The sequence below is a fragment of the Roseateles cavernae genome, assembly GCF_040187885.1.
GTDB classification, from domain to species: domain Bacteria; phylum Pseudomonadota; class Gammaproteobacteria; order Burkholderiales; family Burkholderiaceae_C; genus Roseateles_E; species Roseateles_E cavernae.
In genome coordinates, this window is record NZ_JBDPLH010000003.1 from 291615 (window position 1) to 310616 (window position 19002).

General features: G+C 68.2%; 16 protein-coding genes and 1 tRNA gene. 9 read left to right on the forward strand and 8 right to left on the reverse strand.

The window, feature by feature from the left end; genetic code table 11:
- Nucleotides 1-103 precede the first annotated feature (103 nt).
- The 3 genes from prmC to hemA form a co-directional block, all read right to left on the reverse strand.
- Nucleotides 104-931 carry a peptide chain release factor N(5)-glutamine methyltransferase gene (gene prmC, locus ABGI63_RS12005; RefSeq protein ID WP_349742634.1) on the reverse strand — a complete coding sequence of 276 codons (828 nt, stop codon included), beginning with the start codon at nucleotides 929-931 and terminating at the stop codon, nucleotides 104-106.
- Entirely contained in the window at nucleotides 928-2010 is a 1083-nt protein-coding gene (gene prfA, locus ABGI63_RS12010; protein WP_349742635.1) for a peptide chain release factor 1, read from the reverse strand. The genes prmC and prfA overlap by 4 nt, the downstream gene beginning before the upstream one ends.
- 63 nt (nucleotides 2011-2073) lie before the next feature.
- A complete protein-coding gene (gene hemA, locus ABGI63_RS12015; RefSeq protein ID WP_349742636.1) occupies nucleotides 2074-3387 on the reverse strand; it encodes a glutamyl-tRNA reductase in 1314 nt (437 codons plus the stop codon).
- A 121-nt stretch (nucleotides 3388-3508) separates the two neighbouring features.
- On the opposite strand from hemA, the gene ABGI63_RS12020 reads away from it, so the two are divergent.
- Entirely contained in the window at nucleotides 3509-3781 is a 273-nt protein-coding gene (locus ABGI63_RS12020; protein ID WP_349742637.1) for a hypothetical protein, read from the forward strand.
- Here ABGI63_RS12020 and miaB read toward each other — a convergent pair whose 3' ends face one another.
- The 3 genes from miaB to ABGI63_RS12035 form a co-directional block, all read right to left on the reverse strand.
- Nucleotides 3782-5128 (reverse strand): tRNA (N6-isopentenyl adenosine(37)-C2)-methylthiotransferase MiaB, encoded by a 1347-nt coding sequence (miaB, locus tag ABGI63_RS12025; RefSeq protein WP_349742638.1) that lies wholly within the window; start codon nucleotides 5126-5128, stop codon nucleotides 3782-3784.
- An 11-nt stretch (nucleotides 5129-5139) separates the two neighbouring features.
- A complete protein-coding gene (locus ABGI63_RS12030) occupies nucleotides 5140-5523 on the reverse strand; it encodes a hypothetical protein (protein WP_349742639.1) in 384 nt (127 codons plus the stop codon).
- Nucleotides 5524-5598: 75 nt separating this feature from the next.
- Nucleotides 5599-5675, reverse strand: a tRNA-Met gene (locus tag ABGI63_RS12035).
- Between the two features lie 96 nt (nucleotides 5676-5771).
- Between ABGI63_RS12035 and ftsY the strand changes: the two genes are divergently transcribed.
- Nucleotides 5772-6797 carry a signal recognition particle-docking protein FtsY gene (gene ftsY, locus ABGI63_RS12040; protein ID WP_349742640.1) on the forward strand — a complete coding sequence of 342 codons (1026 nt, stop codon included), beginning with the start codon at nucleotides 5772-5774 and terminating at the stop codon, nucleotides 6795-6797.
- Here the strand turns inward: ftsY and ABGI63_RS12045 are convergent.
- A complete protein-coding gene (locus ABGI63_RS12045; protein WP_349742641.1) occupies nucleotides 6721-7695 on the reverse strand; it encodes a LysR substrate-binding domain-containing protein in 975 nt (324 codons plus the stop codon). The genes ftsY and ABGI63_RS12045 overlap by 77 nt on opposite strands.
- A 102-nt stretch (nucleotides 7696-7797) precedes the next feature.
- On the opposite strand from ABGI63_RS12045, the gene ABGI63_RS12050 reads away from it, so the two are divergent.
- Nucleotides 7798-8748, forward strand: coding sequence for an NAD-dependent epimerase/dehydratase family protein (locus tag ABGI63_RS12050; RefSeq protein WP_349742642.1), 951 nt, complete (start codon nucleotides 7798-7800; stop codon nucleotides 8746-8748).
- Complete coding sequence (locus ABGI63_RS12055; protein WP_349742643.1) at nucleotides 8735-9337, forward strand: LysE family translocator; 603 nt, start codon at nucleotides 8735-8737, stop codon at nucleotides 9335-9337. The genes ABGI63_RS12050 and ABGI63_RS12055 overlap by 14 nt, the downstream gene beginning before the upstream one ends.
- A gap of 22 nt (nucleotides 9338-9359) precedes the next feature.
- Here the strand turns inward: ABGI63_RS12055 and ffh are convergent, their stop codons facing one another.
- Entirely contained in the window at nucleotides 9360-10751 is a 1392-nt protein-coding gene (ffh, locus tag ABGI63_RS12060; RefSeq protein ID WP_349742644.1) for a signal recognition particle protein, read from the reverse strand.
- Nucleotides 10752-10837: 86 nt separating this feature from the next.
- Between ffh and ABGI63_RS12065 the strand changes: the two genes are divergently transcribed.
- The 5 genes from ABGI63_RS12065 (at nucleotide 10838) to ABGI63_RS12085 (ending at nucleotide 18823) form a co-directional block, all read left to right on the forward strand.
- Nucleotides 10838-11635 carry a cytochrome C assembly family protein gene (locus tag ABGI63_RS12065; RefSeq protein ID WP_349742645.1) on the forward strand — a complete coding sequence of 266 codons (798 nt, stop codon included), beginning with the start codon at nucleotides 10838-10840 and terminating at the stop codon, nucleotides 11633-11635.
- A gap of 1 nt (nucleotide 11636) precedes the next feature.
- Entirely contained in the window at nucleotides 11637-11888 is a 252-nt protein-coding gene (locus tag ABGI63_RS12070; RefSeq protein WP_269837963.1) for a PP0621 family protein, read from the forward strand.
- Nucleotides 11885-13774: a sensor histidine kinase gene (locus tag ABGI63_RS12075; RefSeq protein WP_349742646.1), complete on the forward strand. Its 1890-nt coding sequence runs from the start codon at nucleotides 11885-11887 to the stop codon at nucleotides 13772-13774. Before ABGI63_RS12070 ends, ABGI63_RS12075 begins: the two co-directional genes overlap by 4 nt.
- On the forward strand, nucleotides 13774-15354 hold the full coding sequence (locus ABGI63_RS12080) for a sigma-54-dependent transcriptional regulator (protein ID WP_349742647.1): 1581 nt from the start codon (nucleotides 13774-13776) through the stop codon (nucleotides 15352-15354). Before ABGI63_RS12075 ends, ABGI63_RS12080 begins: the two co-directional genes overlap by 1 nt.
- Before the next feature lie 544 nt (nucleotides 15355-15898).
- On the forward strand, nucleotides 15899-18823 hold the full coding sequence (locus ABGI63_RS12085) for a ribonucleoside-diphosphate reductase subunit alpha (protein ID WP_349742648.1): 2925 nt from the start codon (nucleotides 15899-15901) through the stop codon (nucleotides 18821-18823).
- Nucleotides 18824-19002 lie beyond the last annotated feature (179 nt).

Here is a 19002-nt window from a genome sequence, read left to right on the forward strand (position 1 = left end):
TGGCGCCTGAGGTCCAGGCGCAACTGATGCTAACCCGGTCGGCGCAAGTCTGCAGGCCGAACTGAGGCGCTATGGGCCGGCAAATGTGGCTTTTTGGACAGCGTCAGCCCGGCCAGCGCCCGCCGCTGACCCGGGGCTGGTCACCGAGGTCGCGGCGGCACTCGATCCGCTCGAAACCGCGGGCCGCCAAGGCCTGGCCGACCGCCCCGGCCTGGTCATAGCCATGCTCCAGCAGGAGCCAGGCACCGGGCCGCAGATGTCCGGGCGCACCGGTGATCAGGGCCAGCAGCGCCGACAGACCGTCGCCACCGGGCGTCAGCGCGCTCAGCGGTTCGTGACGCAGCGCCGGCAGATGCGGGTCGGCGCCGGCGATATAGGGTGGGTTGCTGACGATCAGGTCGAAGCGGCGGCCGGCCAGCGGCTGCCACCAGTCGCCTTGCTGGAACTCGACCACCAGGCCCAGGGCCTGGGCATTGGCGCGCGCGACGGCCAAGGCGCCGGCGCTGAGATCGACCGCCGTGACACGGGCCTGCGGGTGTCGGTGCTTGAGCGCCAGCGCGATCGCGCCGCTGCCGGTGCCCAGATCGACCAGCTCCGGCTGCGCCAGCGCGCCGGCCTGCAGCAGCTCCAGCGCCCAATCGACCAGCACCTCGGTATCAGGCCGGGGTACCAGGGTGTCGGCATTGACCCGCAGCCGCAGGCCATGGAACTCCTTGTGCCCGCTCAGATAGGCCAGCGGCACACCCTGCAGGCGCTGCGCCAGCCAGTCCTCGAATCGGCAGGCCTGCTCCGCGCTCAGCAAGTCCTCGTCATGCGTGATCAGCCAACTGCGGTCGCGGTCCAGCAACTCGGCGAGCAGCAACTGCGCCTCGAGCCTATCCAGTCCGCGCTCACGCGCGCGGGTCAGCGCGGCGGCCACGCTGAGACTCACCGGCCGCCCTCCAGGCTGGCCAGTTGCTCGGCCGCCTGAGCCGCTTGCAGGCCCTGGAAGACGTCGTCCAGATCGCCGTTCATGATGGCGTCCAGCTTGTAGAGCGTCAGATTGATGCGGTGGTCGGTCAGCCGGCCTTGCGGGAAGTTGTAGGTGCGGATGCGGTCGCTGCGGTCGCCCGAGCCGATCAGGCTCTTGCGCTGGGCGGCCTCCTTGGCGGCGCGCTCGTTCTTGTCTTTGTCGCGCAGCCGGGCGGCCAGCACGGCCATGGCCTTGGCCTTGTTGCGGTGCTGGCTGCGGTCGTCCTGGCACTCGGCCACCAGGCCGGTGGGCAGATGGGTGATGCGGATCGCGCTGTCGGTCTTGTTGACGTGCTGGCCGCCGGCGCCGCTGGCGCGGAAGGTGTCGATGCGCAGCTCGGCCGGGTTCAGCTGGATCTCCTCGGCCTCGTCGGGCTCGGGCATCACCGCCACGGTGCAGGCGCTGGTATGGATGCGGCCCTGGCTTTCGGTGGCCGGCACGCGCTGCACGCGATGGCCGCCGGACTCGAACTTCAACCGGCCATAGACCTGCTCGCCCTCGATGCGCACGACCAGTTCCTTGTAGCCGCCCAGGTCGGAGTCGCTGGCCGACAGGATCTCGGTCTTCCAGCCCTGGCGCTCGGCAAAGCGCAGATACATGCGGGCCAGATCGCCGGCAAAGAGGGCCGACTCGTCGCCGCCCGTGCCGGCGCGGATTTCCAGGAAGGCCGGGCGCTCGTCGTCCGGGTCCTTGGGCAGCAGGGCCAGTTGCAGGGTCTCGTGCAGACGGGCGATGTCCGCCTCGGCCGCCGCGATTTCTTCGCGTGCCATCTCCGCCATGTCCGCCTCGGCCAGCAGCTCGCGCGCCGTCGCCAGATCGGCTTCGCGCTGCTGGTACTGCCGATAGTGGCCGACCAGGGCCGATGCCTCGGACTGTTCCTTGCTCAGCGCACGGTAGCGCTTCATGTCGGCGGCGACCGAGCCCTCGGCCAGGATGGTGTCCAGCTCGCTCAGGCGATAGGCGAGGCGTTCGAATTGCTGGCGCAGCGAGTCTTTCATGGGGGGGCGATGGCGGTGGAGCTGAAGGGCCGGCAGCGGCTGCCGGGGCGGGCTTCAGTACCGCTAATGCTCGGCAGCGGAGTCGAAACTGCCGCCTGGGCTGCTGCGCAGGAACAGGCGCGAGACGGTCTGCGCCAGCTGCACGCGCTGCTCGCCATCGCTGGCATGCAGCTCGGCCAGCGCGCCATGCAGCATCTTCTGGGTCAGGCCGCGCGACAGCGCTTCCAGCACCGCGTCGACATCTTCGCCGCGCGCCAGCAGCTTGCGGGCCCGGGCGATCTCATGGGCGCGCCATTCGTCGGTCTGCGCGTTCAGGGCCTGGATCAGCGGCACCGTGTGGCGCTGGCCCAGCCAGTGGACAAAGCTCTGCACGCCGCTCTCGATGATGGCCTCGGCCTGCTGAACGGCGGCCTGGCGCTTCTCGCCGGCGCTTTGCACCAGGGTCGAGAGATCGTCCACCGTGTAGAGATAGACATCGTCCAGCTGCGCGACCTCGGGTTCGATATCGCGCGGCACGGCCAGGTCGATCATGAACATCGGCCGGTGCTTGCGGGTCTTCAGCGCACGCTCGACGGCACCCAGGCCGATCAGCGGCAGGCTGGAGGCGGTGCAGGAAATCACCGCATCGAATTCGTGCAGACGCTGCGGCAGATCGGCCAGCCGGATCGCCTCGGCGCTCAGATGGCCGGCCAGCTTCTCGCCGCGCTCCAGCGTGCGGTTGGCCACGGCCATGGCCTTGGGTGCCTTGGCGGCGAAATGGGTGGCGACCAGCTCGATCATCTCGCCGGCGCCGACGAACAGCACCTTGATCTTGCTCAGGTCCTCGAACAGCTGCGAGGCCAGGCGCACCGAGGCGGCCGCCATGCTGATCGAGTGCGCGCCGATCTCGGTCGAGCTGCGCACCTCCTTGGCGACCGAGAAGCTGCGCTGGAAAAGCTGGTGCAGCGTGCTGCCCAGGGTGCCGGCCTGGTCGGCCTCGCGCACCGCCTGCTTGAGCTGGCCGAGGATTTGCGGCTCGCCCAGCACCATCGAGTCCAGCCCGCTGGCAACGCGGAAGGCGTGGCGCGCGGCGGCGCCGCCTTCCATCACATAAGCATGGTCCAGCAGCGCATTGCTGCCGACACCGCCGACCCGGGCCAGCCAGTCGACGGCCGGCTGCACCATGGCCGCACTGCCGGCCACATAGAGCTCGGTACGGTTGCAGGTGGAGAGCAGGGCGGCCTCGGGGCCGGCCGCGGTCTTGCGCGCCTGCCCGCTCTGCAGCTGATCCTTGAAGCCCAGCAGGGTGGGGGCCAGTTGTTCGAGCGAGAACGCAAAACGTCCACGCAGATCCAGCGGCGCGGAGTTGTGATTCAGACCAAGGGCGAACACGCTCATAACGGGATTATAAAATTCGGCGTTCGGCTGTGCCCCGGCGGGGCTGTTGCGGGGCGCACATGCGATTGATGCGCATCAATTCCAGGCTACTTTTTCTCTACTCTTTGGCAAGCCGAGGCTTATGAATCTGCTGGACGTCGTATGGCACCTGGGCAACTTCCTCGCGCCCGCCTGGTTTGTCGCCGCCCTGATGGCGCTGGGGCTCAAGCTGCTGTGGCGTCGCGAACTCAAGGCCCTGGCCTGGCGCCGCCTGGCGCTGTGGGGTGCGCTGGGCGGCTGCCTGGGTCTGGTCGCGGCCCTGTTGCTGCTGGGCCGTGACGGCAAGATGCTGGGCTATGGCTTGATGATCGTCTGCATTGCGCTGCCGCAATGGGGGCTCAGCCTCAAGCGTTGATCAGGCGCTAGCGTCCTCGGTGATCAGGACCTCGGCGCGCAGCGAATGCGCAAAGGCCTGGGTGATGCTCACATCGATCAGCTGGTTCATCAAACGTGGCGCGCCCTTGAAGTTGACGATGCGGTTGCACTCGGTGCGGCCCATCAGCTCGCTGGCGTCCTTGCGGGCATTGCCGGTCACGAGAATGCGCTGGGTCGAGCCGACCATGGTCTCGCTGATCCTGACGGCGTTGGCCTCGATGGCGGCCTGCAGTTCCTGCAGTCGGCGCACCTTGAGCTCGTAAGGCGTCGTGTCCTCCAGCGCGGCGGCCGGCGTGCCGGGGCGCGGGCTGAAGATGAAGCTGAACGAGGCATCGAAGCCGACCTCGTGCACCAGCTTCATCAGCTTGGCATGGTCGTCCTCGGTCTCGCCGGGGAAGCCGACGATGAAATCGCTGGCGATGCGGATGTCCGGACGGATCGCGCGCAGCTTGCGAATCGTGCTCTTGAACTCCAGTGCGGTGTAGCCGCGCTTCATCGCCATCAGGATGCGGTCGCTGCCATGCTGGACCGGCAGGTGCAGATGGTTGACGAGCTGCGGCACTTTGGCATAGGCCTCGATCAGGCGCTGGCTGAACTCGTTCGGATGGCTGGTCGTGAAGCGCAGGCGCTGGATGCCGGGGATCTCGGCCGCGTATTCGAGCAGCAGGGCCAGGTCGGCGTACTCGGCCGTGTCGCCCATCTTGCCGCGATAGGCATTGACGTTCTGACCCAGCAGATTGATCTCCATCACACCCTGGTCGGCCAGGCCGGCGATCTCGGTCAGCACATCCTCGAAGGGGCGCGAGACCTCCTCGCCGCGGGTGTAGGGCACGACGCAGTAGGAGCAGTACTTGGAGCAGCCTTCCATGATGGAGACAAAGGCGCTGGCGCCCTCGACCTTGGCCGGCGGCAGATTGTCGAACTTCTCGATCTCGGGAAAGCTGATGTCGACCTGCGGGCGGCGCTGCTCGCGGCGTGCGTCCAGCATCTGCGGCAGGCGGTGCAGGGTCTGCGGGCCGAACACGACATCCACATACGGCGCGCGCTCGATGATGGCCGCGCCTTCCTGCGAGGCGACGCAGCCGCCGACGCCGATCAGCACCCCTTTCTCTTTCAGGTGCTTGACCCGGCCGAGGTCGCTGAACACCTTCTCCTGCGCCTTCTCGCGCACCGAGCAGGTATTGAACAGGATCAGATCGGCCTGCTCGACGTCCTTGGTCTCTTCATAGCCCTGGGCCGCGCCCAGCACATCGGCCATCTTGCCCGAGTCGTACTCGTTCATCTGGCAGCCGAAGGTCTTGATGAATACTTTCTTCGTGTCGCTCATGGCGGCCTCTCTCAGCGCTTGGTCCAGGTCTGCGTGGCCGGCTCGAAGGCCCAGGTCGCGGCTTCTTGCGGCGTGCGGGGCCAGGTCTTGTTGGCCAGCTCGGCCGGGTTCAGCACCCAGACGTCCATCAACATGCCCGACGAGGGCTCGATCGTGTAGTGCACGATGAGCTTCTGGCCGGCGACGCTGGCGGGTTGCAGCAGCAGATGGGTGTCGCCGCGCAGACGGGCGCCGGGCGCCAGGCGGGCGGGCTGGCCGTTCAGGCTGACCTGAGGTGTTTGCAAGACCACCAGCTCGCCGCGCAGCGCCTGCACGGGAAAGGGTCGGTGCACCTGGGCTTGGGCCGAGATGCAGACGGTGCTGGCCGCGAAGGCAAGAAGAGCACAGCGGTACATGGTATGTGTCCAAGTGGCTGCGTTGATCGGATAAAGCAAAACGGCCCGAGGGTTGCTCGGGCCGTTCACTTATTTTGGTGGCGCTTCAGGGATTCGAACCCCGGACCTGCGGATTATGATTCCGTCGCTCTAACCGGCTGAGCTAAAGCGCCTCAAGCCCGCCATTCTAGCGAGCTTTTGGGAGACAATGCAAGCCCCTCCCGGCATGTTTTTAAAAAATGTGCCTTGCTCTCTAGAGAAGCGTATCGATGTTCAGTTTCTTCAAGAAGAAGTTTGGTTCCGCGCCGGCGCCGACCGAGGCGCCTGCAGTGGCGGTGAATGTGGCGGTGGACGTGGTGGCCGAGCCCGTGGTTGCGCCGGCCCCCGCCGAAGTGCCGCGCAAGAGCTGGCTGGACAAGCTGCGCCAAGGGCTGCGCAAGACCGGCTCCAGCATCGCCCAGGTCTTCACCGGCACGCAGATCGACGACGCGCTGTACGAGGAGCTGGAGGCCGCGCTGCTGATGGCCGATGCCGGCGTCAAGGCCACCGAGTTTCTGCTCGAGGATCTGAAGCGCCGTGTCAAGGAGGCCAAGGCTGCCGATCCGGCCGCCGTGCGCGGCCTGCTGATCGAGGCGCTGACCGACCTGCTGCGGCCGCTGGAGAAGCCGCTGGCGGTGGGGCAGCACAGCCCGACCGTGATGATGGTGGTCGGCGTCAATGGCGCCGGCAAGACCACCAGCATCGGCAAGCTGACCCGCCATCTGGCCGATGCCAATGCCAAGGTGCTGCTGGCCGCGGCCGATACCTTCCGTGCGGCGGCGCGTGAGCAGCTGTCGGTCTGGGCCGACCGGGCCCAGGTCGAGATCGTCAGCCAGGAGGGCGGCGACCCCTCGGCCGTGACCTTCGATGCGGTGGTGGCCGGCCGCGCGCGCGGCTGCGATGTGGTGCTGGCCGATACCGCCGGCCGCCTGCCGACCCAGCTGCATCTGATGGAGGAGCTCAAGAAGATCAAGCGCACCATCACCAAGGCCCAGGCCGACGCGCCGCACGAAATCCTGCTGGTCGTGGACGGCAATACCGGCCAGAACGCGCTGAGCCAGGTCAAGTCCTTCGACGATGCGCTGGGTCTGACCGGCCTGATCGTCACCAAGCTCGATGGCACGGCCAAGGGCGGGGTGCTGGCGGCGATCGCGCGCGAGCGCGCCATCCCGGTCTATTTCATCGGCGTCGGTGAGAAGCTGGAAGACCTGCAGACCTTTGACGCGGCGGAGTTTGCCCAGGCCCTGCTGGCTTGAGCGTTGCGGCCAGGCCGGCCTGCAGCTGCGCGAACTCGCGCGTCAGCCAGTCGGCAAAAGCCTGCAGCGGCGCCGCGTCCAGGCGGGCCGGGCTGAGCAGCAGGCGGTAGCCGTAGCCCGAGTCCAGCGCGGGTGTGTCCGCGCGCAGCAGCCGGCCGCGCTGCAGGTCCTCATGGGCCAGCGCATAGGGCGCCAGCGCGACGCCCAGCCCGGCCGCAGCCGCCTGCACCAGCAGACCGCCATGGCTGTAGGCGCGCGAGAAGTCCAGATGGCGGGTCGGCAAGCCCAGCGATGTCAGCAGGCTTAACCAGCTGTCCGGTTCGCCTTCGTGCAGCAGCGGCTGGCGCAGCAGCGCGGCCAGCTCGGCCTGCGGGCCGGCCAGGGCCGGGCTGTAGACGGCGACCAGGCGTTCGGTGTAGATGAAACTGTCCGGGGCGCTGCCTTCCAGGCTTTGGTAGCGCAGCGCCAGATCGCAGCCGCCGCCGTCCAGATCGGCCAGCTGATCGCTGGCTTCGAGGCGGACATCCAGGGCCGGATGCTGGGCGGTAAAGCCGTGCAGCCGCGGCACCAGCCACTTCATCGCCAGCGAATGCGTGGTCGAGATGCGCAGCAGATGCGGGTCCTGGGCCAGGCGCAGTGCCGCGACCTGGGCGCGCAGCTCGGCCAGCGAGCGCCTCACCGTGGCCGCCAACTCGCGGCCGGCCGGCGTGATCGCGACGTGACGCGGGTGGCGCACGAACAGGGCCAGCCCCAGCGCCTGCTCCAGCTGCCTGATCTGCTGGCTCAGCGCGGCCGGGGTCTTGTGCAGCTCGGCGGCGGCCGCGCGAAAGCCGCCATGGCGGGCAGCTGCCTCGAAGTCGATCAGGCCGGCGAGGCTGGAGAGTTCGGCTGCAGGCATTGTGAGGGCAGGAATTTCTGAGTCTCAGGGCCAGGCATTCTCGCTTTCATGCCGGTGATATCAAGGGAAAACTTCGGCCATCTGCACTTTTCTGGATTCCCCATGAGTCAATCCATCTTGGTCATCGGCGGCACACGCTATTTCGGCATCCGCCTGGTCGAGGCGCTGCTGGCGGCCGGTCACCGGGTCACGCTGGCAACCCGTGGCCGCGCGGCCGACCCTTTCGGTGCGCGGCTGCGACGCCTGCGGGTGGACCGGCGTGACGCGGCGGCGATGCGCGCCGTCTTCGGGGAGGGCACGCGCTACGACCTGGTCTATGACCAGATGTGCTACAGCCCGGGCGATGCCGCGATCGCGGTCGACTGCTTCGGCGGGCGGGTCGGGCGCTATCTGATGACCTCGACGATAGAGGCCTATGACGCGCTGCATGGTCGGGTCCTGCGGCCTTACCGCGAGGCCGATCTGGATCTGGCCGCCGAGCCCACCGACTCGGCCCTGCCCTGGACCGATCCGGTCTTTGCCGATCGCCACTACGGCCGCGGCAAGCGCCAGGCCGAGGCGGTGCTGGCGCGCAGCGGGGCCCGCCTGCCCTGGGCCAGCCTGCGGGTGGGGCATGTGCTGGGCGGGCCGGAGGATTTCACCGGCCGGCTGCGCCAGCATGTCGAGCTGGTATGGCGCGGCGACGCGCCGCTGCGCCACGCGACGGCGGCCGGGCTCAGCTCCTTCATCGATGTGCCGGGCGTGGTGGATGTCCTGCTGTGGGCGGGCAGCCAGGACTTCAGGGGGCCGGTCAATGTGGCGGGCGAGGGCTTGTGGTCGGCGCCGCTGCTGCAGCAGCGCATCGCGCGCCGGCTCGGGCGGCCGGTGCTGGCCCAGCCGCAGGCAGCGCCGGGGCCGCTAGCGTTTGACTACGCCGCGCCCCATGTGATGGACACCGACCGTGCGCGCGCGCTGGGCTGGACCTTCAGGCATAGCGATGCCTGGCTGGATGCCTTGATCGACGCGCATGCCCAGGTGCTGGCGCGCGAGGAGCACGACCATGCTCGCGCCTGAGACCCTGCTCGCCTTCGTCTCGGCGGCGCTGCTGGTGATTGCGGTGCCGGGGCCGGCGATGCTGATGGTGCTGGCCCAGCTGCGCCATTCGCGCAGGCGGGCGGTGGCGGCGGTGGCCGGGCTGGTGGTCGCCGATCTGCTGCTGATCTCGGCGGCCGGCCTAGGCCTGGCGACCCTGTTGCGCCAATGGCCGCTGCTGCTGACGGCGCTGCGCTGGGCCGGCGCGGCCTATGTGGGCTGGATGGGCTGGGCCATGCTGCGCGCCGCGCCTGCAGCGGTGGCGGCGCCCGCCGCCGGCGGCTTCCGCGCGGCCCTGCTGCTGACGCTGATCAATCCGAAGCCGGTGCTGTTCTTCGCAGCCTTTTTCCCGTTGTTCCTCGGCGCGGGGCCGCAGCCCTGGCTGCTCGGCTTTCTGGGCCTGGGCCTGCTGTTCGAGCTGCTGAACATCGGCTTCTACGCACTGCTGATCGCCGCCGCCGGACTGCTGGGCGCACGGCTCAGCGGGGCGGGGTGGGGCGCGGGCCTGTGGCTGCAGCGCGGCGGCGGCGTGGCGCTGTTGCTCTGCGCGCCGCTGGTGCTGCTGGCCTGAGCGGGCCGGGCGGCCTGTTCGCTTACTTCATGCCGGGCGGCATCATGCCGCCCAGGCCCTTCATGCCGCCCATCTTCTTCATCATCTTCATCAGGCCGCCGCCCTTCATCTTCTTCATCATGCCCTGCATCTGGTCGAACTGATTCAAGAGGCGGTTGACCTCCTGGATCTGCACGCCGGCGCCGGCGGCGATACGGCGCTTGCGGCTGGCCTTGCTCTTGCCGTCCATCAGGAGGCTGGGCTGGCGGCGTTCCTTGGCGGTCATCGCGTTGAGGATGCCTTCCATGCGCTTCATGTCCCGCTCGGCCTTGTCCATATCGCCCTGGCCGGCCTTGGCGGCCATCTGGGCCGGCAGCTTGTCCATCAGGCTGGACAGGCCGCCCATCTTCTTCATCTGCGAGATCTGGGCCAGGAAGTCGTTCAGGTCGAAACCGTCGCCGCTCTTGAGCTTGTTGGCCAGCTTCTCGGCCGCCGCCATGTCGACGCCCTTGGTGACCTCCTCGACCAGGGCGACGATATCGCCCATGCCCAGCACGCGGCCGGCATGGCGCTCGGCGTCGAATACCTCCAGCCCGTCGATCTTTTCGGACACGCCGGCGAACTTGATCGGCGCGCCGGTGATCTGACGCACCGACAGCGCGGCGCCGCCGCGCGAGTCGCCGTCCAGCTTGGTCAGCACGACGCCGGTCAGCGGCAGCGCATCCTTGAAGGCCTTGGCGGTGTTGATCGCATCCTGACCCTGCATCGCATCGACGACGAACAGCGTCTCGACCGGGTTCAGCACCGCATGCAGGTCCTTGATCTCTGCCATCAAGGCCTCGTCGATGGCCAGGCGGCCGGCCGTGTCGACCAGCAGCACCTCGAAGTGATGCTTTTTCGCGTAGTCGATCGCGGCCAGCGCGATGTCATGTGGCTTCTGGTCGGGGGTCGACGGGAACCACTCGGCACCGGCCTGCTTGGTGACGGTCTTCAGCTGCTCGATCGCGGCCGGGCGGTAGACGTCGGCCGAGACCGTCAGCACCTTCTTCTTGCGCTTCTCGATCAGGTGCTTGGCCAACTTGGCCGTGGTCGTGGTCTTGCCGGCGCCCTGCAGACCGGCCATCAGGATCACGGCGGGCGGCTGGGCGGCGAGGTTGATGTCGGCGATGCCCTCGCCCATGGTCGCGATCAGCTCCTTGTGCACCACCGAGACCAGCACCTGGCCGGGGTTCAGCGAGCCCACCACCTCCTGGCCCAGCGCCTTCTCCTTGACCCGGGCGATGAAGTCGCGCACCACCGGCAGCGCCACATCGGCCTCCAGCAAGGCCATGCGCACTTCGCGCAGCATCTCCTGGACATTCGTTTCGGTGATGCGGGCCTGGCCACGCATCGTTTTGACGAGCTGGCTCAGGCGGTTGGTCAGATTGGAGGCCATCAAGGTTCGCACCGACCGGCAAGGCGGGCGCGCAAAAGTACACTGTGGCGATGATTTTATCGTTTGCGTCCGAAGGGCTGCCCGCCATGCTGCTGAGCCTCAGTAGTCTGGCCGCCTTGCTGGCCTATGCAGTGGCCGCCGGCGTGCGGGAATCGGCAGGGGCGGGTGCGGGCCGCCTGCGCGTCCTGCTGCTGCTGGCCTGGCTTGTTCATCTGGCGGCCCTGTTACTGGATATCGCCGGCTTCGGCCTGGCAAGACCTGGCGCCCGCTTCGGTTTTGCGCCGGCGCTGTCGATGACGATATGGCTGGTGCTGGCGGTCTATCTTGTCGAGAGCCGCTTCGTACCGCTGCCGGGCGCGCGGCGCGTGCTGGCCGGCCTGGCGGCGCTGACCGTGCTGCTGGCCTGGGCCTATCCGGGCGAGAGCCGCCCGCTGGCCGCCTCGCCCTGGGCGCCGCTGCACTGGGTGCTGGGCCTGGCCTCCTATGGTCTGTTCGGCGTTGCGGTACTGCATGCGGTGATGCTGAACCGCGCCGAGCGGCAGATGCGGCTGAAGTCCGCCCAGGGGCCGGCGACGCTGGGCATGCCGCTGCTGCGGCTGGAGCGGCTGACCTTTCAGTTCGTCGGCTCCGGGGTCGTCGTGCTGTCGCTGGCCTTGCTGCTGGGCTGGTGGTTCACGCCGCAATGGCATTGGGACCACAAGAATCTGCTGTCCATGCTGGGCTGGCTGGTGCTGACCGGGCTGCTGACCGGCCGGCGTGTGTTCGGCTGGCGCGGCCGGCGCGCGACGCGCTGGCTTTATTTCGGCGCGGCCCTGCTGCTGCTGGCCTATGCCGGCACCCGTTTCGTGTTGGAGGTGCTGCTGCAACGCGGCGCGGGCTATTGATATGAAGTACCTGCTGATCATCCTCGTCATCGGTCTGGTGTTCTTCATGCTGGGCTTCAAGCGCAGCCGCCCCGGTGTGAAGCCGCCCGCGCCACCGCCGGCGCCGCCCGCACCACCGGCCGCGCCGCAGCACATCGTCAGCTGTGCCCATTGCGGACTGCACCTGCCGCAGTCCGAGGCCCTGCCCGGGCTCGGCGGGGTGTTCTGCAGCGCCGCCCACCGGGCGGCCCATGAGGCCGGCAAGACGCCATGAGCGAGGCGCGGTCGAGCCGGGATCGCCGCGGATCCGACCGCCGACGTGGTGACCGCCGCCGCAGCGAGCGACGCGGACCGGCCGCCGACGGCCGCGACCAGTCCTGGTTCGGCCCGCCGCACGAAGGTGAGGGTGAAGCGGCTGCCGGCGTCGACTCGGCCGGCACCGCCGATGCCGCCGACTCACAGTTCTTCTTTCAGCAGGCGCGCCGGCTCGCGCACGCCGGTGGCAGCGCCTTCCAGCGCTTGTACCGGGCCTTTCTGGCGGCGCGCGCGGCGCTGGGCCTGGCCCTGGTCGGCGCGCAGGCGCTGGCGGCGCTGCTGGGTTCGACGACCCCGTTCTGGACTCTGGCGCTGAGCGGGGTCTATGCGCTCGAGGCGGTAGCGCTGTGGTTGTTGCCGCGCCTGCAGCGGGGCGCCTCGGCGCAGTCGCTGGCCCGGCTCAGCAGCCCGCGCTGGTGGCTCAGCATCGGCCTGGACCTGGGCCTGTTCGGCCTGCTGCTGGCGCTGGACCGCAGCGCCGGGGTCAGCTATGGCGCGCTGTTCGTGCTGCCGGTGCTGATGGCCGGCGTGCTGACACCGCGTCTGCTGGCGCTGGCCACCGCTGCGGCGGCGGCGCTGATGACCCTGGGCGTGGCCTGGTGGTCGGTGCTGCAGGGCGCCGATGCCGGGCTGCGCATGACGCAGGCCGGCCTCGTCGGCGTCGGCTTCTTCGTGATCGGGCTGCTGGCCAGCGAGCTGGCCAGCCGGCTGGCGCGCGAGGAGCGCGCCGCGCGCGGCAGCATGGAGCTGGCGCGCCAGCAGGCGCAGCTGAACCGGCTGGTGATCGACGAGATGGCCGAGGGCGTGCTGGTGGTGGACAGGCGTGGCCATGTGCGTGCCGCCAATCCGGCCGCGCGCGGCCTGCTGGCCGAGCAGCAGATGGTGCGCACCGCGCCCTTCCAGCTGCGCGGCGTGCCGACCTGGGAGCCGCTGGTGGCGGCGGTGGAGCAGGCCTTCTCGGCCGGCGGCTGGCCGGAGGAGGGGCGCGATGTGGCCCTGGTGTTCAATGCGGTCGAGCGGCGCGCCTTGCGCCTGCGCATGCGTTTCACGCGCCGGCGCGAGGTGCATGGCACCGAAGACCTGTGTGTGCTCTTCGTCGAGGATGTGCGCAATCTGCTGGCGCGCAGCCGCCAGGAAAAGCTGGCCGCGATGGGCCGCATCTCGGCCGGCATCGCCCACGAGATCCGCAATCCGCTGGCCGCCATCGATCAGGCCAATGCGCTGCTGGCCGAGGATTGTGTCGACCCGCAGTCGCAGCGCCTGACGGCGATGGTCAGCTCCAATGTGCAGCGCCTCAAGCGCATCGTCGACGATGTGATGGAAGTGGCGCCCGGCGTGCCGCCGCAGCCGGTGCCGGTGGACGCCAGCGCGCTGGTCAGCGAGGCCTGCCTGGACTGGGCCCGCACCAACAAGCTGCCGGCAGGCCCGGACAGCCCGCTGGGCCTGAGCCTGCCGGCTCATGCGCTGCGCATCAGCTTCGAGCCCGAGCATCTGCGTCGCGTGCTGATCAATCTGCTGGACAACGCGCTGCGCCATGCGACACCGGGCCCGCGCAGCGTGCAGGTCAGCCTGCGCGCGCAGTCCGAGCAATGGGTCAGCCTCGGTGTGTTCAGCGCCGGCGAGCTGATCGCGCCCGAGGTCGAGCGCCATCTGTTCGAGCCCTTTTTCTCGACGCGCAGCCGGGGTTCGGGCCTGGGCTTGTATATTTGCCGCGAGTTGTGCGAGCGCTATGGCGGGCGCATCGATTACCGCAGCCAGCGCTCGGCCGCACTGGGCGGCAATGAATTCGTCGTGACCCTGCGTCGCCTGCCGGCCGACGCGCCTCTTGCCCCGGCTTCTTCCTGATGAGCTCTGCCAATCCCGCCTTCAGCCTGCTGGTCGTCGATGACGAGCCGGATCTGCGCACGCTCTACGAGCTGACCCTGCTGCGCGAGGGCTATGAGCTGGAGACCGCCGGCACGGTGGAGGAGGCGCTGGCCCGGCTGCAGCAGCGCCGCTACAGCGCCGTCATCACCGATATGCGCCTGCCTGACGGCAGCGGCCTGGATGTGCTGGCCTGGCTGGAGCAGCAGGGCCGGCCGGAGAAGGCCCTGGTGATCACCGCCTATGGCTCGGCCGAGAACGCGGTCGAGGCGCTGAAGGCCGGTGCTTATGACTACCTGACCAAGCCGGTCGATCTGCGCCAGTTCCGCAGCGTCGTCGCCTCGGCGCTGGGGCGTCTGCCGCAAAGCCAGCCCTCGGTGGTGCCGGCGCAGCTGCCGTCGGAGCGGCAGTCGGTGGCCGAGCTGCCCAGGCCGGCGAAGGCCGAGGCGCGCGTGTCGCCAGCTGCCGCATCGCGCGCGCGCGTCGAGGATGCTGCCTCGGCGGCGCCGGCCGGCGCGCTGCAGCGCCTGGCCGGCGAGTCGACCGCGATCCGGCAGGTGCGCTCGCTGATCGAGAAGGTGGCGCGCAGCATGGCGCCGGTGCTGCTGCAGGGCGAGTCGGGCACCGGCAAGGAGCTGGTGGCTCGCTCCATCCATGAGAGCAGCGTGCGCGGCAGCCAGGCTTTCGTCGCGGTCAATTGCGGCGCGATTCCCGAACAGCTGCTGGAGGCCGAGTTCTTCGGCTATCGCAAGGGCGCGTTCACCGGCGCCAATGAGGACCGCGAGGGCTTCTTCCAGGCCGCCCATGGCGGCACCTTGTTCCTCGACGAGATCGGCGACCTGCCGCTGGCGATGCAGAGCAAGCTGCTGCGCTCGATCCAGGAGCGCTCGGTGCGGCCGGTCGGCGCGGTGGCCGAGGCGCCGGTCAATGTGCGCATTCTCAGCGCCACCCACAAGGACCTGAGCGCCGAGGTGGCGGCCGGGCGCTTCCGCCAGGACTTGTTCTACCGGCTCAACGTGATACAGATCCGCGTGCCGCCGCTGCGCGAGCGCATCGAGGACCTGGCCGCGATCAGCGAACGGGTGCTGGAGCGCATCGCCCGCGATGCCGGCGTGTCGCCGGTGCCGCGGCTGACACCGGCGGCGCTGTCGCAACTGGCGCGCTATGCCTTCCCGGGCAATGTGCGCGAGCTCGAGAACCTGCTGCACCGGGCGCTGGCGCTGTCGGGTGGCGAGCTGATCGACGCGGAGGATCTGGGCCTGCCCGAATCGCTGCTGGATGACTCGCAACTGGGGGCGCTGGATGTGCTGGAGGCGCCGCCGGCGGCGCCGCTGCCCGACCTGGCCGACGACCAGGCCGAGCTGCCGCAAGACCTGGCCCTTTATCTGGATGAGGTCGAACGAAGCATCTTGTTACGCGCTTTGGAGCGCCACCGCTTCAATCGCACGGCCGCCGGTGCGAGCCTGGGCTTGTCGCTGCGTCAGATTCGTTACCGGATGGCACGGCTGGGCATCACCGAAGGTTCGACCTCGGGCGATGGCGAGGGCTCCGACGCCCACTGAGCGCCGACTGAGCGCCGACCGAGGCCGCGGTCCACAAAGCCTTTGTTGGCGCGGCCTGGCGGGCGGTTTTGCGCTGCAGGCCGCGACTGTCGCGGGCCCCGGATTTCAAACCCCGATCAATGCTGGGTGCTGGCGCGATGCGAGCGGCATCGAGGCGGCCCTGCAAGGCTTTTTGCGGCGTGCGGCTAGCGCGTGAAGGGTCGCCGGTCAACCGGGTTCGATATGCGGGTTTGACGCTAGCTGTAGTGCTTGAAGAGCTGGGTAGCCCCAGATATAGTGTTTCTTCATGCTATCCTTCTAGCCTCGGCAAAGCACTGAAATGCCCTATCCCTTCGCAGTCGTCTTGCCCAGCGTGACCGGTACAGCGCCGTGTTCTGCCTGGCTTGCGATGCGAACGATGGCGGGCTCGCCGGCCTGCCCGGTGGGCTCGCGCAGTCGCACAGCCCCAAGCCCCGACGACAGCAATAACGAACGCAGATCCATGGCCGCCCCTGGCGTGTCGCGGACCTGCCATTTCTGATTCGAACAAGACAGACGAGGAATTATGCAAAGCACAGCAGCCCAGACCCGCTCGGACGCTCCCGCTGCCGCCTCCGCGCCCGCCGCAGCGGCCGGCGCGGCCAAGCAGACCGCTTATCAGGCCTACCAGATCATCCGTCGCAATGGCGCGGTGGTCTCGTTCGAGCCCAGCAAGATCGCGGTGGCCTTGATGAAGGCCTTTCTGGCCGTGCATGGCACCAGCGGCGCGGCCTCGGCCAGCGTGCGCGAGACGGTCGACGGCCTGACCGAGAACGTGGTGCGCGCGCTGCTGCGCTCGCGCCCGAGCGGCGGCACCTTCCACATCGAGGATGTGCAGGACCATGTCGAGCTGGGCCTGATGCGCGGTGGTCACCATGAGGTGGCGCGCGCCTATGTGCTGTATCGCGAGCGCCGCTACCAGGAGCGCGTGGCCAAGGGTGAGGTGGCTCAGGCCGCCGCGCTGGAGTCCGGCCTGACGGTGATCGACAACGGCCAGCGCATTCCGCTGGACCTGGCCCATCTGCAAAGCCTGATCGTCTCGGCCTGCGAAAACCTCGGCGCCGACGTCAAGCCGGAGCCCATCCTGGCCGAGACCAAGCGCAATCTGTATGACGGCGTGCCGATCGACGAGGTGTACAAGGCCTCGATCCTGGCCGCCCGCACCCTGATCGAGAAGGATCCCGGCTACAGCCGCGCCACCGCACGCCTGCTGCTGCACACGATCCGCCGCGAGGTGGTCGGCGGCGAAATCACGCAGGAGCAGATGCAGAGCCGCTATGCCGAGTATTTCCCCGGCTATATCAAGAAGGGCGTCAAGGCCGAGCTGCTGGACGAGAAGCTGGCGCAGTACGACCTGGCCAAGCTGGGCGCGGCGCTGAAGGCCGAACGCGATCTGCAGTTCGACTACCTCGGCCTGCAGACCCTGTATGACCGCTACTTCCAGCACATCGACGATGTCCGCATCGAGATGCCGCAGGCCTTCTTCATGCGTGTCGCGATGGGCCTGGCCCTCAACGAGATCGACCGCGAGACCCGCGCGATCGAGTTCTATGAAGTGCTGTCGAGCTTCGACTTCATGTCCAGCACGCCGACCCTGTTCAACTCCGGCACGCGTCGCTCGCAGCTGTCGTCCTGCTACCTGACGACGGTGGCCGACGATCTGGACGGCATCTACGAGGCGCTGAAGGAGAACGCGCTGCTCTCCAAGTTTGCCGGCGGCCTGGGCAATGACTGGACCCCGGTGCGCGCTTTGGGCTCGCACATCAAGGGCACGAACGGCAAGAGCCAGGGCGTGGTGCCCTTCCTGAAGGTGGTCAACGACACCGCCGTCGCGGTCAACCAGGGCGGCAAGCGCAAGGGCGCGGTCTGCGCCTATCTGGAGTCCTGGCACCTGGACATCGAGGAGTTCCTGGAGCTGCGCAAGAACACCGGCGACGACCGCCGCCGCACCCACGACATGAACACCGCGAACTGGATCCCCGATCTGTTCATGCGCCGTGTGATGGACGGCGGCGACTGGACTCTGTTCTCGCCGTCGACCTGCCCGGACCTGCACGATCTGTTCGGCACCGCCTTCGAGAAGGCCTATGTCGAGTACGAGGCCAAGGCCGACCGCGGCGAGATCAAGCTGTTCAAGCGCATGCCGGCCAAGGACCTGTGGCGCCGCATGCTGTCGATGCTGTTCGAGACCGGCCATCCCTGGATCACCTTCAAGGACGCCTGCAATGTGCGCTCACCGCAGCAGCATGTCGGTGTCGTGCACTCGTCGAATCTGTGCACCGAGATCACGCTGAACACGAACGACAGCGAGATCGCCGTCTGCAACCTCGGCTCGGTCAATCTGGTCCAGCACCTGAAGGACGGCGGCATTGACCACGACAAGCTGCGCAAGACGATCTCGACCGCGATGCGCATGCTCGACAACGTGATCGACATCAACTACTACGCGGTCAAGAAGGCGCGCGACTCGAACCTGCGCCACCGTCCGGTGGGCCTGGGTCTGATGGGCTTCCAGGACGCGCTGTACGCGCTGCGCACGCCCTACGCCTCCAACGAGGCGGTCGAGTTTGCCGACCGTTCGATGGAAGCGATCTGCTACTACGCCTACCAGGCCTCCACCGAGCTGGCCGCCGAGCGGGGTCGCTACTCGAGCTATCGCGGCTCGCTGTGGGACCGCGGCGTCCTGCCGATCGACTCGTTGGACCTGTTGGCCAAGGAGCGCGGTGGCTATGTCGAGGTGGATCGCAGTTCGACCCTGGACTGGGATGCGCTGCGCGCCAAGATTGTCCAGCACGGCATGCGCAACAGCAACTGCGTGGCTATCGCGCCGACCGCGACGATCTCCAACATCATCGGCGTCGATGCCTCGATCGAACCCTGCTTCGGCAATCTGTCGGTCAAGTCCAATCTGTCGGGCGAGTTCACCGTGATCAATGAATCGCTGGTGCGCGACCTGAAGAAGCTGGGCCTGTGGGACGACGTGATGGTGATGGACCTGAAGCACTTCGACGGTTCGCTGCGCCGCATCGACCGCGTGCCGGAAGAGCTGAAGACCTTGTATGCGACCGCCTTCGAGGTCGAGACGCAGTGGCTGGTCGAAGCTGCCGCCCGTCGCCAGAAGTGGATAGATCAGGCCCAGAGCCTGAACATCTATATGGCCGGCGCCTCGGGCAAGAAGCTCGACGAGACCTACAAGCTGGCCTGGCTGCGCGGCCTGAAGACGACCTACTACCTGCGCACGATGAGCGCGTCGTCGGCCGAGAAGAGCACGGTGACCAAGTCGGGCCAGCTCAATTCGGTGTCCTCCGGCGCAGGCGCTTCGATGTTGTCGGCACCTGTTTCGGCCCAGCCCGCAGCGCCCGTTGCTGCGGCGCCGGTCGAGGCAGAGTTGCCTGCAACCGACATGAAGTTCTGCTCGATCGACAACCCGGACTGCGAGGCCTGCCAGTAAGGTCTTGAAGTCCAAGCACTGGCATCGCGAAAAGCTCCAACGCCCGCGATGCCAGTGTTCATCGGCTCAAACGCTGATGCATGGGTTTTCCTGCGAAGCAAATCCAGGCCTCAACGACTGACCTCCGAGGGCTTCGATACGCGTCCGATGCGATGCGACACAGCAACGCGCATCGCGTG

Excerpts from the sequence above, each read along its gene's own strand:
- prfA (WP_349742635.1), bottom strand. The coding sequence starts at position 2,010 with ATGAAAGACTCGCTGCGCCAGCAATTCGAACGCCTCGCCTATCGCCTG.
- hemA (WP_349742636.1), bottom strand. The coding sequence starts at position 3,387 with ATGAGCGTGTTCGCCCTTGGTCTGAATCACAACTCCGCGCCGCTGGAT.
- ABGI63_RS12020 (WP_349742637.1), top strand. The coding sequence starts at position 3,509 with ATGAATCTGCTGGACGTCGTATGGCACCTGGGCAACTTCCTCGCGCCC.
- miaB (WP_349742638.1), bottom strand. The coding sequence starts at position 5,128 with ATGAGCGACACGAAGAAAGTATTCATCAAGACCTTCGGCTGCCAGATG.
- ABGI63_RS12030 (WP_349742639.1), bottom strand. The coding sequence starts at position 5,523 with ATGTACCGCTGTGCTCTTCTTGCCTTCGCGGCCAGCACCGTCTGCATC.
- ftsY (WP_349742640.1), top strand. The coding sequence starts at position 5,772 with ATGTTCAGTTTCTTCAAGAAGAAGTTTGGTTCCGCGCCGGCGCCGACC.
- ABGI63_RS12045 (WP_349742641.1), bottom strand. The coding sequence starts at position 7,695 with ATGCCTGCAGCCGAACTCTCCAGCCTCGCCGGCCTGATCGACTTCGAG.
- ABGI63_RS12050 (WP_349742642.1), top strand. The coding sequence starts at position 7,798 with ATGAGTCAATCCATCTTGGTCATCGGCGGCACACGCTATTTCGGCATC.
- ABGI63_RS12055 (WP_349742643.1), top strand. The coding sequence starts at position 8,735 with ATGCTCGCGCCTGAGACCCTGCTCGCCTTCGTCTCGGCGGCGCTGCTG.
- ffh (WP_349742644.1), bottom strand. The coding sequence starts at position 10,751 with ATGGCCTCCAATCTGACCAACCGCCTGAGCCAGCTCGTCAAAACGATG.
- ABGI63_RS12065 (WP_349742645.1), top strand. The coding sequence starts at position 10,838 with ATGCTGCTGAGCCTCAGTAGTCTGGCCGCCTTGCTGGCCTATGCAGTG.
- ABGI63_RS12070 (WP_269837963.1), top strand. The coding sequence starts at position 11,637 with ATGAAGTACCTGCTGATCATCCTCGTCATCGGTCTGGTGTTCTTCATG.
- ABGI63_RS12075 (WP_349742646.1), top strand. The coding sequence starts at position 11,885 with ATGAGCGAGGCGCGGTCGAGCCGGGATCGCCGCGGATCCGACCGCCGA.
- ABGI63_RS12080 (WP_349742647.1), top strand. The coding sequence starts at position 13,774 with ATGAGCTCTGCCAATCCCGCCTTCAGCCTGCTGGTCGTCGATGACGAG.
- ABGI63_RS12085 (WP_349742648.1), top strand. The coding sequence starts at position 15,899 with ATGCAAAGCACAGCAGCCCAGACCCGCTCGGACGCTCCCGCTGCCGCC.